Origin of the sequence: Burkholderia cenocepacia (assembly GCF_900446215.1) — a bacterium.
In the GTDB taxonomy this organism is placed as follows: Bacteria; Pseudomonadota; Gammaproteobacteria; order Burkholderiales; family Burkholderiaceae; genus Burkholderia; species Burkholderia cenocepacia.
The window spans coordinates 358,545-374,083 of sequence record NZ_UAQZ01000016.1 but is presented as its reverse complement, the minus strand read 5'-3'; the positions used below and the strand labels follow the sequence as shown (position 1 = coordinate 374,083).

Annotated in this window: 13 protein-coding genes; 6 read left to right on the top strand and 7 right to left on the bottom strand. The window is 69.8% G+C overall.

What is annotated here, in order from left to right:
- Window positions 1-111 precede the first annotated feature (111 nt).
- The 7 genes from DTA15_RS33925 to DTA15_RS33890 form a co-directional block, all read right to left on the bottom strand.
- Window positions 112-1,173 (bottom strand): ABC transporter permease, encoded by a 1,062-nt coding sequence (locus tag DTA15_RS33925; RefSeq protein ID WP_034178481.1) that lies wholly within the window; start codon window positions 1,171-1,173, stop codon window positions 112-114.
- Window positions 1,170-2,732 carry a sugar ABC transporter ATP-binding protein gene (locus tag DTA15_RS33920; protein WP_006489156.1) on the bottom strand — a complete coding sequence of 521 codons (1,563 nt, stop codon included), beginning with the start codon at window positions 2,730-2,732 and terminating at the stop codon, window positions 1,170-1,172. Before DTA15_RS33920 ends, DTA15_RS33925 begins: the two co-directional genes overlap by 4 nt.
- A gap of 102 nt (window positions 2,733-2,834) precedes the next feature.
- The gene (locus DTA15_RS33915) at window positions 2,835-4,217 is read right to left on the bottom strand and encodes an NtaA/DmoA family FMN-dependent monooxygenase (RefSeq protein WP_012493739.1); all 1,383 of its coding nucleotides are present in this window, start codon (window positions 4,215-4,217) and stop codon (window positions 2,835-2,837) included.
- A 26-nt stretch (window positions 4,218-4,243) separates the two neighbouring features.
- The gene (locus DTA15_RS33910; protein WP_006489186.1) at window positions 4,244-5,011 is read right to left on the bottom strand and encodes an ABC transporter permease; all 768 of its coding nucleotides are present in this window, start codon (window positions 5,009-5,011) and stop codon (window positions 4,244-4,246) included.
- Entirely contained in the window at window positions 5,008-5,742 is a 735-nt protein-coding gene (locus DTA15_RS33905; RefSeq protein WP_006489169.1) for an ABC transporter permease, read from the bottom strand. The genes DTA15_RS33910 and DTA15_RS33905 overlap by 4 nt, the downstream gene beginning before the upstream one ends.
- A gap of 4 nt (window positions 5,743-5,746) precedes the next feature.
- Window positions 5,747-6,550 (bottom strand): transporter substrate-binding domain-containing protein, encoded by an 804-nt coding sequence (locus tag DTA15_RS33900; protein WP_052288954.1) that lies wholly within the window; start codon window positions 6,548-6,550, stop codon window positions 5,747-5,749.
- 177 nt (window positions 6,551-6,727) lie between these two features.
- A complete protein-coding gene (locus tag DTA15_RS33890) occupies window positions 6,728-8,035 on the bottom strand; it encodes an NtaA/DmoA family FMN-dependent monooxygenase (protein WP_006489153.1) in 1,308 nt (435 codons plus the stop codon).
- Window positions 8,036-8,369: 334 nt separating this feature from the next.
- On the opposite strand from DTA15_RS33890, the gene DTA15_RS33880 reads away from it, so the two are divergent.
- From DTA15_RS33880 to DTA15_RS33855, 6 genes are all read left to right on the top strand, one after another.
- Entirely contained in the window at window positions 8,370-9,509 is a 1,140-nt protein-coding gene (locus tag DTA15_RS33880; RefSeq protein ID WP_006489161.1) for an MsnO8 family LLM class oxidoreductase, read from the top strand.
- Window positions 9,506-10,081: a GNAT family N-acetyltransferase gene (locus tag DTA15_RS33875; RefSeq protein WP_006489149.1), complete on the top strand. Its 576-nt coding sequence runs from the start codon at window positions 9,506-9,508 to the stop codon at window positions 10,079-10,081. The genes DTA15_RS33880 and DTA15_RS33875 overlap by 4 nt, the downstream gene beginning before the upstream one ends.
- Window positions 10,082-10,158: 77 nt before the next feature.
- Window positions 10,159-11,799 (top strand): ABC transporter substrate-binding protein, encoded by a 1,641-nt coding sequence (locus tag DTA15_RS33870; protein ID WP_006489164.1) that lies wholly within the window; start codon window positions 10,159-10,161, stop codon window positions 11,797-11,799.
- A 61-nt stretch (window positions 11,800-11,860) separates the two neighbouring features.
- On the top strand, window positions 11,861-12,871 hold the full coding sequence (locus tag DTA15_RS33865) for an ABC transporter permease (RefSeq protein WP_006489154.1): 1,011 nt from the start codon (window positions 11,861-11,863) through the stop codon (window positions 12,869-12,871).
- 12 nt (window positions 12,872-12,883) lie between these two features.
- Window positions 12,884-13,753, top strand: a complete 870-nt coding sequence (locus tag DTA15_RS33860) for an ABC transporter permease (RefSeq protein WP_006489166.1) — start codon at window positions 12,884-12,886, stop codon at window positions 13,751-13,753.
- The gene (locus DTA15_RS33855; protein ID WP_006489180.1) at window positions 13,750-15,429 is read left to right on the top strand and encodes a dipeptide ABC transporter ATP-binding protein; all 1,680 of its coding nucleotides are present in this window, start codon (window positions 13,750-13,752) and stop codon (window positions 15,427-15,429) included. The genes DTA15_RS33860 and DTA15_RS33855 overlap by 4 nt, the downstream gene beginning before the upstream one ends.
- The last annotated feature ends 110 nt before the right edge of the window (window positions 15,430-15,539 follow it).

The window sequence follows — 15,539 nt, the reverse complement described above, 5'->3', positions numbered from 1 at the left end:
AACTCAAACCGACCGATTCGGCAATCGATATTACTTTGGATAACAAACGGTTCAGCCCGGGCGTGCCTCGAACCCGTCCATTCCCGAGCCGACGCTTGGCGACCTCACCCGTCACGCCCGGGCATCCGCCCGGCGACCGATGCCGAACGTAAACGCCAAGGCCAGCACGAGCAGCACGCCCTTGATGAAATCCTGCATATAGTAGGGCGCGTTCAGCATCGTGAGTCCGTTGAGCAGCACGCCGACGAACACCGCGCCGACGACCGTGCCGAACACGTTGGGCCGCTTCGCGCCCCACACCGCGTAGCCGATCAGTGCGGCGGCCACCGCGTCGAGCAGCAGCGAGTGTCCCGCGCTCACGTCGCCGCGGCCGACTCGCGCGGCGATCAACACGCCGCCCAGCGACGCGATCGCGCCCGACACGACATACGCGGCGACACGGTAGCGCGCGGCCGGCGCACCGGCCAGCCGCGCAGCCGTTTCGTTGCCGCCGATCGCATAGATCACGCGGCCCCAGCGCGTCGCTTCCATCGTGACGCAGGCCAGCACCGTCACGGCCGCAAGCACCAGCACCGGCAACGGTACGACGTCGAATACGCGCAGTCGGCCGAGCGCGAGGAACGCGTCGGGGAACACGCCCGTCGCATCCGTGCCGTCGGGCAGCACGGAGCCGGTCGCGAGCGAACGGCCGCCGGTCGGGATCAACTGCAGGCCGGCCAGCAGGAACAGCGTGCCGAGCGTCGCGAGCTGGTCGGGCACGCGCAGCCGCGTGATCAGCAAGCCGTTGAACAACCCGGCGGTCACGCCGAGCACGACGCACGCGATCACGGCCGCCAACGCGCTGCCATGCCAGACGACCAGCACGTAGCTCGCGGCCATCTGCGCGGTCGCGGCCACGCTGCCGACCGACAGGTCGAAACCGCCGGCCGCGAGCGTGACCGTCACCCCGACGCCGAGCAACGCGACGATCGACACCGCCTGCAGGATGCTGAACAGATTGTCGACGTTCAGGAACGCAGGCTCCCTGAGCGCAAACACCACCACGAGGACGGCCAGTACGAGCAGGATGCCCGTCCGTTCGAGCGCATCGCGGATGCGCGCCGGCCCCGTGCGCGACGATCGTTCGACGGGGGCGGCATGATGCACGGCGGAAGAAGAAGTCACGGGTTTCATGAGTGGGCACCCACGATGGAAGAAATCGGAGACAGGCCATCGAGCGTCGCGCGATCGAACCGCACGATCCGATCGGCGATCTCGGCCGCTTCCTCGAGATCGCTGACGAACACGAGCGTCGCACGTTCATGCGCATGACGCCGCAGCGTATCGACGATATCGGCGCGCGCGCCCGCATCGATGCCCTGGAACGGCTCGTCGAGCAGCAACAGCCGCGCGGGCTCGGCGTGCCAGCGCGCGAGCACGACCTTCTGCTGGTTGCCGCCGGACAGGTGCGCGACGCGATCGTCCGGCCCCTCGCAGCGAATGCCGAACCGCGCGATCGCGGCCGCGGCGGCCGTACGTTCGCGGGCTCGGCGCACCGCGCCGCCCGCGAACCAGCGCGACAGGAACGGAAAGCCGATCGTGCCCGCGATCGACGCGAACGGGACGCTGTCGGGAAACAGCGACGTGCGCCAGCGATCCTCGCCGGCCAGGAATACGCCGGCGCGAATCGCATCGGCCGGCGAACGTGGCCGCCATGGCCGTCCGTCGAGCGTCATCTCGCCGGCGGCCGCCCGCACCGCGCCGAAGATCGTCCGCGCGAAGCGCGACTTGCCGCCGCCGACCGGGCCCGCGATCGCGACGATCTCGCCGCGCCGGACATCGAGGTCGAACGGCGTGCTGGTCGGCGTCAGCCGGATCTGCCGCACGCTGAAGCCTGATCCGGGCCCGGATTCGGTCGGTGCGACCCGCTCCGGCGCCACGGCACGCGTACGCGGCAACGGCCGGCCGATCATCGTTTCCACCGCGGCGTCGAAATCGATCGGCGCGGCCAGATCCGCGACGATCCGGCCATCGCGGACGATCGCCGCGCGATCCGCGATACGACGTAAGTCGCCGAGCCGATGCGACACCAGCAGGATGGCGACGCCATCGCGGCGCAACGCATCCACCAGCTCGAACAGCCGCTCGGCCTCCGTCGCCGACAGGCTGGCGGTCGGCTCGTCGAGAATCAGCAACGACGGCTGCCCGGCCAGCGCACGCGCCAAGGTCACGCGCTGCTGGTCGGCCAGCGACAGCGATGCGAGCGGCGTCGCCAGATCGACGTCGAGCCCGACCCGCTCGGCAAGCGAACGCGCCGCGGCACGCCGCGCGGCCGGCGGCGCGCGCCACGGCGACGTCGGGTCACACAGCCGGTCCAGCAGCAGGTTGTCGGCGATCGACAGCGTCGGCACGACGGCGTCGGCCACCGACTGGTGCACGGTCGCGACGCCGAGCCGCTTGGCCATGTGCGGCGACGCCGGCCGATACGGTTCGCCGCGCAGCGTCAGCGTGCCGTCGTCCGCTTGCAGCGCACCGCTCAGGATCTTGACGAAAGTCGACTTGCCCGCGCCGTTCGCGCCCATCAGCGCGACGACTTCGCCGGCGCCGATCGACAGGTCGAGCGCTGCCAGCGCGACGGTCGCGTCGAAGCGTTTCGCGACGCCCGTGGCGCTCAGGACGGGCAGCGACACCGATCGACGGGGTCGAGCTTCGCGCCGCGTCGCCTCCATGGTTTCGTTCGTCGCGCCATTCATGCCGGAAGATTCCGGTCGGCACGATGCAGGTGCGGCAGGAACAGTACGTCATCGATCATGTCACGCCACTCCGATGAAAGTCGTTCGGCATTGGTCGGCCGGTCAGCCCGCTTCCGGCACGGGAAACCGGAACGACGCGCCATAGGCCGTGTCCGGCAGGCGGTCGCGGCCGCCCAGCCGTGAACGGAAGGTGCCGCTCGCCGGCGTCGTCCGGTACAGGCCGCGCTTCTTCAGCTCGGGCACGATCAGTTCGGCGAAATCGTCGAGCGTGCCCGGGCTGATCAGCGGGTTGATCATGTAGCCGCTCGTCGTCGACCGCTGCGCATGCTCGGCGAGCTGGTCCGCGACTTCGTCCGGCGCGCCGACGAGGATCAGGTCGGTGCCGCGCGTGACGCTCGCGAACTTGCGCCGCACGTCGCCGGCGGTGAGCGGCTTGCCGCTGCCATCCGGCCGCACCACGTAGGACGTCAGGCCTTCCGTCTGCGTCGTCAGCGGTTCGTCGTCCGCATAGCGGTCGATGTCGATGCCGGTGTCGCCCGCATAGCTGACGAGTTGCGCGTGCTGGTGATAGTGCTGCTGCAGCGAGTGATACTTCTCCTTCGCGTCGCTCGACGAGCGCGCCGTGACGATCCGCAGCACCGTCAGCGACTTCACGTCGTCCGCCGCGCGGCCGCGTTCGGCCGCGAGCCGCCGAATCTCGTCGAGGCCCGCGCGAATCTCGTGCGGATCCGATTTCGCGACGAACACCACCTCCGCGTGCTTCGCCGCGAACGCGCGCCCGCGCCCCGACCAGCCGGCCTGGATCAGCACGGGCGAGCGCTGCGGCGACGGCGCGCAGACGTGCGGCCCCTGCACGCGGTAGTGCGTGCCTTCGTGCGCGATCGGCCGCACGCGCTCGCCACGCGCATAGCGCGGCGCGTGCTTGTCGGCGACGACCGCGTCGTCCGCCCAGCTCCCTTCCCACAGCTTGTACACGACGTCGAGAAACTCCTCCGCGCGCGCGTAGCGTGCGTCGTGGCCGATCATCCGGTCGAGCCCGAAGTTGCGCGCCGCGCTCGTCAGGTAGGACGTCACGATGTTCCAGCCGATCCGGCCGTTGCTCAGATGATCGAGCGTGCTGAAGCGACGCGCGAGCGCGAACGGATGCTCGTAGGTCGTGCTCGCCGTCACGCCGAACGCGAGCCGTTCGGTCTGCGCGACGAGCGCCGGAATCAGCATCATCGGATCGTTCGCGGGTGCCTCGACCGCCCACTGCACCGCCGCGTCGGCCGACCCGCCATAGACGTCGTACAGGCCGAGCACGTCCGCGAAGAACAGCATGTCGAGATCGGCCTGCTCGGCCGTGCGCGCGAGATTCGACCAGAACGCGAGCGTATTCGCGCGCAGCCGTTCGTCGGCCGGATGGGTCCACAGGCTCGGCGCGCCGCCGCAGCCGACGCTGGCTTGTTCATACAGGGAAAACAGCAAGGGGCGAGGATCGGACATCGTCGAAATCGGTACCAAGGCAGGAATCAGTTGGGGGCCGCCCACGCGCCCGACGACGCGCGGCTGCGCCGTGCGGGCACCCGTTCGTCGGGCTGGCGCGTCAGGTAGCGATTGATGCGCTGCTCGACGCGGGCGGCGGGAATGGTCAGCAACGCGACCAGCACGACATAGACGATCGCCGCACCGGCCAGCGGTTCGTACACGCGCAACGTCTCGAAGCGCAGCGTATTGGCCGTGCCCATCACGTCGAACACGGTCACGGTCGACGCGAGGACGGTCGATTTCAGCAGCAGGATCGCCTCGCCGGTGAGCGCGGGCAGCGCAAGCCGCCACGCACGCGGGCCGACGATGCGGCGCAGCACCTGCATGCGCGTCATCCCGTATGCGTGGCCGGCCTCGATCTCACCGGCTGGCACGCCGGCGATCGCGCCGCGCAGGATTGTCGCGACGTACGCGCTCTCGTTCACGCTCAGCGCGACGATCGCGTACCAGAACGCGTCGCGTAGCAGCGGCGACGCCCAGCTGTCGCGCATCCATTCGCGCGGGACGATCTGCCCGAATCCGTAGTACAGCAGATAGAGCTGAACGAGGAGCGGCGTGCCGCGGATCAGCATGAGCCAGCCACGCGCGGACCAGCGCAGCGGCGCATGGCGCGCACCGGCGGCGAGCGCGAGCGGCACGCCCAGCAGCACGCTGGCCGCACCCGATACGAGCGTCAGCGCGAGCGTGGTCGGCACCGCGGCCAGCAGCTTCGGCATCACCGTGTCGAGCAGGAAAGGCAGCGAGAAGATCATGTCGTCGCGCGCGTCGTGCCGCGGTTCGCATGCCGCTCGAGCGCCGCGAAAATGCCCGTCGACGTGATGCTCAGCAGCAGGAACAGCGCGGCCGTGACCAGATAGAAGAAGACGTAGTGCCGCGTCGCACCGGCCGCGAGCTGGCTCGCCTTCAGCAGATCCGTGAACGATCCGAGCACGCTGATGAACGACGCGTCCTTGGTCGCGTTCAGCCACACGTTGCCGACGCCCGGCAGCGCGAGCCGCGCCGCGGCCGGGAGCCGGATACGCGTGAACGTCTGCCAGGGCGTCATCCCGTACGCGTGCGCGGCTTCGATCTGCCCGACCGGCACGTTGACGAGCGCCGCGCGCAAGATGTCGGTGAGATACGCACCCTGGATGAAACCGAGCGACAGCGCGGCGACGACGAACGGGTCGAACGCGAAGTCGCCGGCTACGATGCCGCTGCCGCGCAACGCGTTCTCGATGGCCGGCGCGACCGCGTAGAACGCGAGCAGCAGGCACAACAACTCCGGCAGCGCGCGCACGAGCATCGTGTAGAGCCGCGCCAGCCACACGAGCGCCGCGTATCGCGACAGCTTGCCGAGCGCGCCGGCGATGCCGAGCAGCACGCCGGTGCAGAACGACGCGGCCGCGACGCCGAACGTCAGCGCGAACGCGCCCGCGAACACGCGGCCATAACCGCCGTCGCCGAAGGCGAGCAATGCGAGCAGCGAATCGTCCGCGGCCATGCGCTCAACGCCCCTTCTCGATCGTGCCCTTCAGGTTCGGATAGCGGGCGGTGATCGCATCCCACGTGCCGTCCTGCTGCAATTGCGCGATCGCGGTCGACAGCTTGCCGCGCAGCGCATCGCCATGGCGCACGCCCGCGCCGATGCCGAGGCCCAGCACCGGATTGTCCGCGCACGTGGCCTTGACCTCGAAGTCCTTGCCGTCGCGCGACGCGAGGAACGCCGTGAACAGCCCCTTGCCTTCCTGCACGTAGTCGACGCGGCCGGACACCAGATCCGCGAGCGCATTGTCGAACTTGTCGAACGCCTTGACTTGCGCGTTCTGCTTGAAGCGGGCATCGAGGAACGCGGAGAAGTTGGTGCCGGCCTCGACGCCGATCACGCTGCCCTTGAAGGTCGCGGGCACCGCGCAGTCGACGCGGCGCCGGTCGCTTTTCGCGCCGACGAACACCGTCGGCGATTCGTAATACGCACGGCTGAAATCGATGGCTTTCTGCCGCTCGCCGGTGATCGTCATCGACGACCAGATCACGTCGATCTTGCGGTTCTGCAACGCAGGAATCAGGCCGTCCCACGCGATGTCGGTGACCTCGCACCGCACGTTCAGCTTGCCGCACGCGGCATCGAGCACGTCGATTTCCCAGCCCTTCCACTTGCCGCCGGCATCTTTCGAAAAGAACGGCGGGTACGACTCGGCGTCGATGCCGACGCGCAACGTCGGCTGGGCCGCATGGGAAACCGGCGCGAGGCCGAGCACGAACAGCGCGGCCGCGGCACGGCGGACCCTGGAACGCATCAAACGATTCATGTGGCGCATTTCTGAAATAACGTCGGAACGACCGGCGTGGCGGCCGGCAGGAGGCGAGACTGTAATGCGCGCCGAAGCGTGTACCAAATGGTTATTTTTTCGATGGATATCTGATCGCGCGATATGCGCCGAACCGCGCACCGGCCAACGTCCTCGCCCGGTGCGCGAGTCATCCGTTCACGCCGCCACGGCCTCGCGCCGCCACGCCGGCAGTTCCAGGTTCGCGCGGAAATCGCCGCCTACATAGTCGGTATCGAGCAGGTCGCGCCGCCGCAACTCGGGCAGCAAGCCGTTGAGCAACAAGTCCTCCTGGTCCGGCTGGCCCAGCCCGTGCAGCGACAGCACGTCGACGAGCCCCGCGCGATAGCGCGTTTCGATCGCATCGGCGAGCTGCTCCGGCGTGCCCGCGACGAACCAGTGCCCGGTCTCCTGCGCACGCACGATCAGTTCGCGCAGCGTCAGCCGCTGGCGCGCATAGCCGACGAAGATCGCCACGCGCCCGCGCCGGCGGTGCACGCTGTCGATCGCCGGCAGCAGCGATGCCGGCAACGGCTGGTCGAGCGGCAGGCCGCGCAGGTCGACACCGCCGCCGAGCATGTCGGCAAGCTTCAGCCTGCCCTGTTCGTAGTCGATGCGCTCATGCTTGTCGCGCAAGCGCCGCGCGACGTCGGCATCGGAGTCGCCGATCACCGAATGAAACGAGTTCATCACGAGCGGCGGCCGGTCGCCGCGGCCGAATGCAGCCGCCTGCCGGTGCAGCTCGGCGACGAACGCGCGCGCATCGTCGAGCGTCGGCTGCGACGTGTAGACGACTTCCGCATACCGCGCGCCGAGCGCCACGCCGCCTGCCGACTGCCCCGCCTGAAACAGCACGGGCCGCCGTTGCGCCGAAGGCGGTACGTTCAACGGCCCCTGTACCTGGAAATGCGCGCCGCGATAGTCGATCGCGCCGAGCTTGAGCGGATCAACGGAGATGCTGCCACCCGGCCCGCGACGCGTCGCACGCGGATCGTTCGCATCGAACAGCGCGTTGACGACCTCGATGAACTCGGCCGCGCGCGCATAACGCTGCTCCGGGTCGGGCAGCGCGGCATCGCCGAAATTCTCCTCGCCGACCGACGACGTGACCGCGTTCCACGCGGCGCGGCCGCCGCTCACGTGATCGAGCGTGCCGATCAGCCGCGCGAGGTTGTACGGATGGTGATACGTCGTCGACACGGTCGCGACGAGCCCGATGGCCGAGGTCGCCTGACTCAGCGCCGCCAGCGCGACGATCGGCTCCTGGCTGCCGGTGGTCCCGGCGAGGCCGGCCGCATCGGCCTGCAGCAGATCGGCGGTAAAGAGGCCGGTGATCTTCTCGGCTTCCGCCTTGCGCGCGAGCGACGCCGCGCGCCGCACGCCCTGCCCGACATCCGCATCGCCGGGCGCGTACAGCACGCTCGCCGCGCCGACGAGCGTCTTGAGACGTCTGCGTGCGCCGCTCATGACGCGGCTCCGGTCGTCGTGAAGGCCGTACGTCGTTCGCGTTGCTCGTTCATTCGGATTCCTCGTGATTCTGTTCAGTCGGAGAATCGGAGCATGCCTGCGGCCATCGCGACGGCGAGCGTACTCGCGCCGGAGATCGTCGGGCAGGCTCCACGCACGCGCCGCGAGGCGCGCAGCCAACGACCATAACGCAAGCCCCCCGGTCGGCCGGAACGAATATTTTCGGCTTTCGATATTCTTCTTGATTGTTTGACCGTGCGAACGACGACGCAAAATAATTCGGCATGCCAAACCCGCTGATCCGGCCGTTTCGACCCGCGCCGATCGCTTCATCATGACGTTCGACGCCATCCGCTCCCACACCGATTCGTCCGCCTTGTCCGCGTTGCCGTTCCGCTTGAGCGTACTCGACAAGAGCCCCGTCGCGCCCGGAGAAACCGCCGCCGACGCGCTGGCGCGCAGCGTCTCGCTCGCGCGCTTCGCCGATGCGGCCGGTTATCACCGCTACTGGCTCGCCGAGCATCACAACACGGCCGCGCTCGCGTGCCCGTCGCCGGAAATCCTGATCGCGCACGTGCTCGCGCAGACGCGGCGCATTCGGGTCGGATCGGGCGGCGTGATGCTGCAGCACTACAGTCCGTACAAGATCGCGGAAAACTTCAACCTGCTCGCGTCGCTCGCGCCCGGCCGCGTCGATCTCGGCATCGGCAAGGCGCCGGGCGGCCTGCCGCTGTCGACGCGCGCGCTGCAGGACGGCTACGATCCGGCGCGACGCGCGCCCTTCGCCGATCTGGCCCACGCGCTGAATCGCCATCTCCACGGTGACGATGCGACAACCGATGCGACCGGCGAGGATGCGGCCACGCTGCATGCGACGCCGCGACCGCCAACGCCCGCGCAACCGTTCCTGCTCGGCGCGAGCGCGGAAAGCGCGACGCTCGCCGCACGGCTCGGCTGGGCGTTCGTCTACGCGTCGCACCTGAACGCATCGGCAACGGATCTGGCGCGCACGTTCGATACCTATCGGGAAGCGTCGGGCGGCCGCACGCCGCTGCTGGCCGTCTCCGCGATCGTCGCCGGCACCCGCGACGCGGCCGCGCGGCTCGCGAGCGGCCATCAGGGCTTTCGCGTGCAGGTGGGCGACACGCCGGCCGTCAACGTCGGCAGCGTCGAACAGGCGCATGCGTACATCCGTCAGGCCGGCGGCGGCCCGCACCGGATCGACCCGCGCGAAACGCGCATCGTGCACGGCACGCGCGACGACGTGCTGTGCGAGTTCGACGCGTTGCATCGTCGTCACGGGATTGCCGAATTCGTCGTCGACACGCCACTCGCCGATGCCGCACCGCGGATTGCGTCGCTGCGGTTGCTGGCCGGCGCGCCCGCCGACGATCACGACGCCGCGGCGGCGCGCGACGGGTGGAACGCGCGCACGACCACGCATCAACCGCACTTCGAAGGCACCGCGCCATGACCGATACGATCCGCATCGCCGGCGCGGACGACGTGCCGGCCGTCTATGCGCTGCTGCAGAACGCCTACGCGCCGCTCGCGGCGCAGGGCGTGCACTTCACGATCACGCGCTCGCCGATCGAACGCGTCGCGCAGACCATCGCGCGCGAAACGACGTTCGTGCTCGAACACGCGACACCCGACGGCCGTACCGCCCTCGCGGCCACGTTGACCGTGCGGTTTCCGTGGGTATCCGGCGAACGCCATCGCACGCCCTATCCGTTCCTGCACTGGTTCGCGGTCGCCCCAGCGTTCAAGCGGCAGGGATTCGGACACGCGCTGATCGCGCACGTCGAGACGCAGTTCCTGGCGTCGCAGGTGAAGGCGCCGGCGACGTATCTCGCGACCGCGACCAACCATCCATGGCTGCCGTCGTATTACGAGCGCAGCGGCTATCAGCCGTTCGACCGCTCGACGAATGCGCTCGGCACGCCGCTCGTCTGGCTGAGAAAAATCCTGATCCCGGATCTCTACCCGGCCCCGACAGCGGACGATACCGCCCGGGACCACGAGCGCATCCACGCGAACGCATGACGTGACGTGCCGCGCCGGCCCACATAAACGACGCGAACCGCATCCACCGCTATCCACCTCGTAAAAGGCTTTCTCGCATGACATTCGCATTTCCGGATTCCGCGCCGCGCGCGTCGCGCCGCACCGCATCGGCTGCGCTGCTGCTCGCGCTCGCGCTGCCGCATGCGGCGTTCGCCCAGGGCGCGCCCGTCGCGGGCGGCACGCTGACCTGGGGCGTCGAAACCGAGCCCCGCACGCTGAACCCGCAACTGAACGGCCAGGACAAGGTCGAGCTGCTGCTGCGCAACGCGTATGAAAGCCTGCTCGCGCAGAAGCCCGACGGCAGCTACGTCCCGTGGCTCGCGACCGGCTACAAGGTCTCCGCCGACGGCAAGACCTACACGTTCACGCTGCGCGACGGCGTGAAGTTCACCGACGGCGCGCCGTTCGACGCGAAGGCCGTCGCCCGCAATTTCCTGAACGCGCGCGAACTGTCGTATGCGGCCGGCAGCCAGCTTGCGCGGCTGATCTCGCACGTCGCCGACGTCAAGACGCCGGACGAGCACACCGTCGTCATCACGCTCGACGCGCCGTATGCGCCGTTCCTGACGTTCGCGGGCCGGCTGCCGCTGCTGTCGCCGAACGCGTTCGACCGGCCCGGCCTGAAATCCGGCGGCCCCGACATCGCGGGCACCGGCCCGTTCATCCTGCGCCGCTACGTGAAGGGCCAGGAAATCGAGTTCGCGAAGAATCCCGACTATCGCTGGGCGCCGCCGACCGCGGGCCACCAGGGCCCCGCGTATCTCGACCGGGTCGTCTACCGGTTCCTGCCCGAATCGTCGGTCCGCACCGGCGCGCTGCTGTCCGGCCAGGTCGACGTGATCGAGGGCGTGTCCGGCAACGACGCCGCGCTGATCCGCAAGAACGCCGATTTCACCTACCGCCGCGCGCTCAATACCGGCACGCCGTACTCGCTGTTCCTGAACGTCGGCTACGGCGCGACGCAGGACGTGAAGGTGCGCCGCGCGCTGCTCGAAGGGCTCGACACGACCGGCATCGTGCAGTCGATCTACCGCGGCGAGCGCACGCGCGCCTGGGGCATCACGTCGCCGATCGATCCGTTCTACGACGCGTCGATCGAAAAGACCTACGGCAACAACCCGAAGCTCGCGAACCAGTTGCTGGATGAAGCCGGCTGGAGCGCGCGCGACAGCGGCGGCTATCGCACGAAGCACGGCGAACGGCTGACGATCGCGGTCGTCCAGGCGCAGGCGACCGTGCGCGACCAGCGCGACGTGCTGCTGCAGGCGCTGCAGGCACAAGCGCGGCAACGACTGGGCGTGGACCTGAAGATTCAGTACGTCGACGACGGCACGTACGTCGAGGCGCGCAAGAGCGGCAAGTTCGGTTCGATCGCGAACTCGAACACGCCGCCGGACGGCATCGACATCGAAGGCCACTACCTGCCCGTCGATCGCGGCGGCGCGCTGAACTACAGCCGTGCGGCGGCGCCCGAGCTGACGCGCTGGCTGCAGGCGGCTGCGCGCACGCAGAACGTCGCCGAGCGCAAGAGGCTGTACGGCGAGTTGCAGCGCTTCGCGATCAACGAACAGGCGTACGCGCTGCCGCTGTACGAGCCGGAAGACCAGATCGCCGCCGCGAAGGCGGTCCAGGGCTTGCGCTTCCGCTCGTTCGCGCAGATGCCCGAGAACCCGTACGACGTGTGGGTGAAGAAGTAAGCCGACGCGTGCCGGCCTGCTTCGCCTCGCCCATCGCGCCGCCCCGACAGGAGAATCGACCATGAACCGTCCGTCGTCCGCTTTCGTCGCCGTCCCGGACGCGCGGCCTGCCGCTGCGCCGCCGGCTGCGTGGCGCCGCTGGCTGCGTTCGCCGGTCGCGACGCGGCTCGCCACCGGCGCGCTCGTGCTGTGGGCCGCGGTGACGCTGTCGTTCGCCGCCGTGCATCTCGCGCCGGGCGATATCGTCGGCATCCTGATCGGCGAGCAGTTGAGTACGCCGGAGATCGAGGCCGCGATCCGCCAGGAATGGGGGCTCGACGAGCCGCTCGCGCTGCAATACCTGCATTACCTGTGGCGCGTGCTGCACGGCGAGTTCGGCCGCTCGTACATCCTCAACACCGACGTCGCGCCGCTCGTGCTCGGCCAGCTATGGCCGACGCTGAAACTGACGGGCGCGGCGCTGGTGGTGACGATCGTATTCGCGGTCGGCCTCGCGGTACTGACCGCCGGCCGACGCTGGGCCGGCCGCGCCGCATCGGGTGTCGAACTGCTGCTCGCGTCGACGCCGTCGTTCTGGCTCGGCATCATGCTGCTGTTCGTGTTCAGCTTCACGCTGAAGTTGTTCCCGGTGGCCGGCGATCGCGGCTTCGCGTCGCTCGTGCTGCCCGCGCTGTCGCTCGGGCTCGCGCAGGGCGCGGTGATCGGCCGCGTGCTGCGGCAAGGCATCGAGCGCGCGCTCGACGAGCCGTACGCGCTGACGGTGCGTTCGTGGGGCATCGGCGGGCTCGCGCTGCGGGTGCGCCATGCGCTGCGCCATGCGGCGCTGCCGGCCGTCACGCTCGCCGGCTGGCTCGTCGGCGGCTTGCTGAGCGGCGCGGTGATCACCGAACAGGTGTTCGGCCGGCCGGGCCTCGGCAAGGTGACGGTCGACGCGGTGCTGTCGAAGGACATGCCGGTGATCCTCGCGATCGCGATCCTGTCGGCGGCCATCTACGTCACGCTCAGCACGGCCGTCGACCTGCTGTACCTGCTGATCGATCCCCGCCTGCGCGACCGCCGCGCAGCGCGCTGAACCGGAGACTTCATGTCCACGCCCATCGACTTCACGTTGCGCACGCCCGCCACATTCGCCGCCGCCGGCTGGCTGCGCCGCCATCCGGGCCTCGCGCTCGCCGCCGTGTATCTGCTGCTGAACGCGATCGCCGTGGTCGCACCGGGCTGGCTCGCGCACTACGACCCGCTGGCGGCCGATCCGCTGTCCGCGCAGCTCGGCAGCAGCGCCGAGCACTGGCTCGGCACCGACCAGCTCGGCCGCGACATCTTCTCGCGGGTCGTGCATGGCGCCCGCTACTCGCTGTCGATCAGCGCGGCCGCGATCGGCGTCGCGACACTGTTCGGCACCGCGCTCGGGCTGTGCGCCGGCCTCGCGCGCGGCTGGCTCGATGAGCTGATCACGCGCGTGCTCGACGTCGTGTCCGCCTTCCCCGACCTGCTGCTCGCGCTGATGCTGATCTCGTTCACCGGCCCCGGCGCGGTCAACCTCGTGTTCGCGCTCGGCATCGCGTCGGTGCCGCGCTTCGCACGCGTGGTGCGGGCGCAGACCTTCGTCGTCGCGGCGTCCGGCTATGTCGAGCACGCGCGCACCCTCGGCCTCGCGCCGGCGGTACTGGTGTGGCGACACGTGTTGCCGCATGCGATCGCGCAGGTGCCGGTCCTCGCGACGATCGGGCTGGGCACCGCGATCATCGGCACGTCGGGGTTGAGCTTTCTCGGAATGGGGCCGCAGCCGCCCGCGGCGGAATGGGGATTGATGCTCGCCGAGGGCCGCAACTATCTGTACAACGCGTGGTGGATCGCGGTGTGGCCCGGCCTCGCGATCACCGCGGCCGTGATCGCCGTGAATGCGCTCGGCGGCTACTGGCAGGCGCGCTTCGAGCACCGGGAGACAGCATGAGCACGCGCGATACCGTTGCGAGCGCAACGACCGACGCCGCCGTGCCGCTGGTCCGCATCGAGCGTCTGACGATCGGGTTTCGCGGCCCGCGAGGCACCCAGCCCGTCGTCGGCCCGCTCGACCTGGCCGTGCATGCCGGCGAATGCGTCGCGCTCGTCGGCGAGTCGGGCTCCGGCAAGTCGGTCACCGCGCGCAGTCTGGTCGGGCTGAACGGCCCGCGCGCCGTGATCGACGCGGCCCGATTCGAGATCGCCGGCACCGACGCGCGCGGCCATCGCGAGCGCGACTGGCGCACGATACGCGGCCGCCGGATCGGCTACGTGCTGCAGGACGCGCTGGTGTCGCTCGACCCGCTGTGGCGCGTACGCGACCTCGTCGCGGAGGCGTTGCACGATACGCGCCGGCACGATGTCGCCGCGCGTAGCGCCGACCTGCTGCGCGCGGTCGGCATCGATGATCCCGAGCGGCGGCTGCCGCAGTATCCGCATCAGTTGTCGGGCGGCTTGCGGCAGCGCGTGCTGATCGGCACCGCGATCGCGGGCGGTGCGTCGCTGCTGATTGCCGACGAGCCGACCACGGCGCTGGACATGACCGTGCAACGCCAGATCCTGTCGCTGCTGCGTGCGCGCCGGGACGCCGGCGACGCGATCCTGCTGATCAGCCACGACCTCGCGGTCGTGGCCGATCTGGCCGACCGCGTGCTCGTGATGCGCGCGGGCCAGGTCGTCGAACAGGGGCCGGCACGCGACGTGCTGAGCGCACCGGCGCATCCGTACACGCGTGCGTTGCTCGCGGCAATTCCCACCGCCGCGTCGCGCGGGTTCCGGCTGGCGAGCGCCGAGCGCGTGCCCCTGCCGCCGAAGCGCATCGACACGCAGGCGCCGGTGCTGGCCGTCGACGCGCTGACGAAACGCTACGGCGGGCGCGATGCGCCTGCCGCCGTCGACGGCGTGTCGTTCTCCCTCGCGCGCGGCGAGACGCTCGGCATCGTCGGTGAATCCGGTTCCGGCAAATCGACGGTCGCGCGCATCGTGCTCGGGCTCGTCGAACCCGACGCCGGCACCGTCACGCTCGACGGCCGGCCATGGAACGGCATCCCCGAAGCCGCGCGGCGCACCCGCCGGGCGCGGCTGCAACTGATCGCCCAGGACCCGTACAGTTCGTTCGATCCGCGCTATTCGGTCGGCCGGATCATCGGCGAAGGGCTCGAGGTGGCCAGACTCCACGGCGACGCACGCCGCCGCCGCGTACTGCAACTGCTCGACGAAGTGCAGCTCGGCGCGGCGTGCTTCGACCGTTACCCGCGCGAATTGTCCGGCGGCCAGCGCCAGCGCGTCGCGATCGCGCGCGCGTTCGCGTCCAACCCGGCGCTGCTCGTCGCGGACGAACCGGTCAGCGCGCTCGACGTGTCGATCCAGGCGCAGGTGCTCGACCTGCTCGCCGATCTGCAGGCCGAACACGGCACCGCGATGCTGTTCATCTCGCACGACCTGGGCGTCGTGCATCACGTGGCCGACCGGATTCTCGTGATGCGGCGGGGCCGCGTGGTCGAAAGCGGGCCCGTTACGCAGGTATTCGACGCGCCGTCGCACCCGTATACCGCGTCGCTCCTCGACGCACTGCCCACGCTGCCCGGCAGCGCGGTCACCGCCCCAACGCTCTCCGCGCTCGCATGACGGCTGCCTGCCCCGGTCGAACCGCCGTCACGGGTTGATCGACCACCGGTTCTCGCCGTCAAGTCCACTTCGGCGCGATCACGCGGGATCGAACCGCGCGGCAATCGCGC

What these genes read in the sequence shown, in the direction of transcription:
- DTA15_RS33925 (WP_034178481.1), bottom strand. Translation starts at nt 1,173, where the DNA reads ATGAAACCCGTGACTTCTTCTTCCGCCGTGCATCATGCCGCCCCCGTC.
- DTA15_RS33920 (WP_006489156.1), bottom strand. Translation starts at nt 2,732, where the DNA reads ATGAATGGCGCGACGAACGAAACCATGGAGGCGACGCGGCGCGAAGCT.
- DTA15_RS33915 (WP_012493739.1), bottom strand. Translation starts at nt 4,217, where the DNA reads ATGTCCGATCCTCGCCCCTTGCTGTTTTCCCTGTATGAACAAGCCAGC.
- DTA15_RS33910 (WP_006489186.1), bottom strand. Translation starts at nt 5,011, where the DNA reads ATGATCTTCTCGCTGCCTTTCCTGCTCGACACGGTGATGCCGAAGCTG.
- DTA15_RS33905 (WP_006489169.1), bottom strand. Translation starts at nt 5,742, where the DNA reads ATGGCCGCGGACGATTCGCTGCTCGCATTGCTCGCCTTCGGCGACGGC.
- DTA15_RS33900 (WP_052288954.1), bottom strand. Translation starts at nt 6,550, where the DNA reads ATGAATCGTTTGATGCGTTCCAGGGTCCGCCGTGCCGCGGCCGCGCTG.
- DTA15_RS33890 (WP_006489153.1), bottom strand. Translation starts at nt 8,035, where the DNA reads ATGAGCGGCGCACGCAGACGTCTCAAGACGCTCGTCGGCGCGGCGAGC.
- DTA15_RS33880 (WP_006489161.1), top strand. Translation starts at nt 8,370, where the DNA reads ATGACGTTCGACGCCATCCGCTCCCACACCGATTCGTCCGCCTTGTCC.
- DTA15_RS33875 (WP_006489149.1), top strand. Translation starts at nt 9,506, where the DNA reads ATGACCGATACGATCCGCATCGCCGGCGCGGACGACGTGCCGGCCGTC.
- DTA15_RS33870 (WP_006489164.1), top strand. Translation starts at nt 10,159, where the DNA reads ATGACATTCGCATTTCCGGATTCCGCGCCGCGCGCGTCGCGCCGCACC.
- DTA15_RS33865 (WP_006489154.1), top strand. Translation starts at nt 11,861, where the DNA reads ATGAACCGTCCGTCGTCCGCTTTCGTCGCCGTCCCGGACGCGCGGCCT.
- DTA15_RS33860 (WP_006489166.1), top strand. Translation starts at nt 12,884, where the DNA reads ATGTCCACGCCCATCGACTTCACGTTGCGCACGCCCGCCACATTCGCC.
- DTA15_RS33855 (WP_006489180.1), top strand. Translation starts at nt 13,750, where the DNA reads ATGAGCACGCGCGATACCGTTGCGAGCGCAACGACCGACGCCGCCGTG.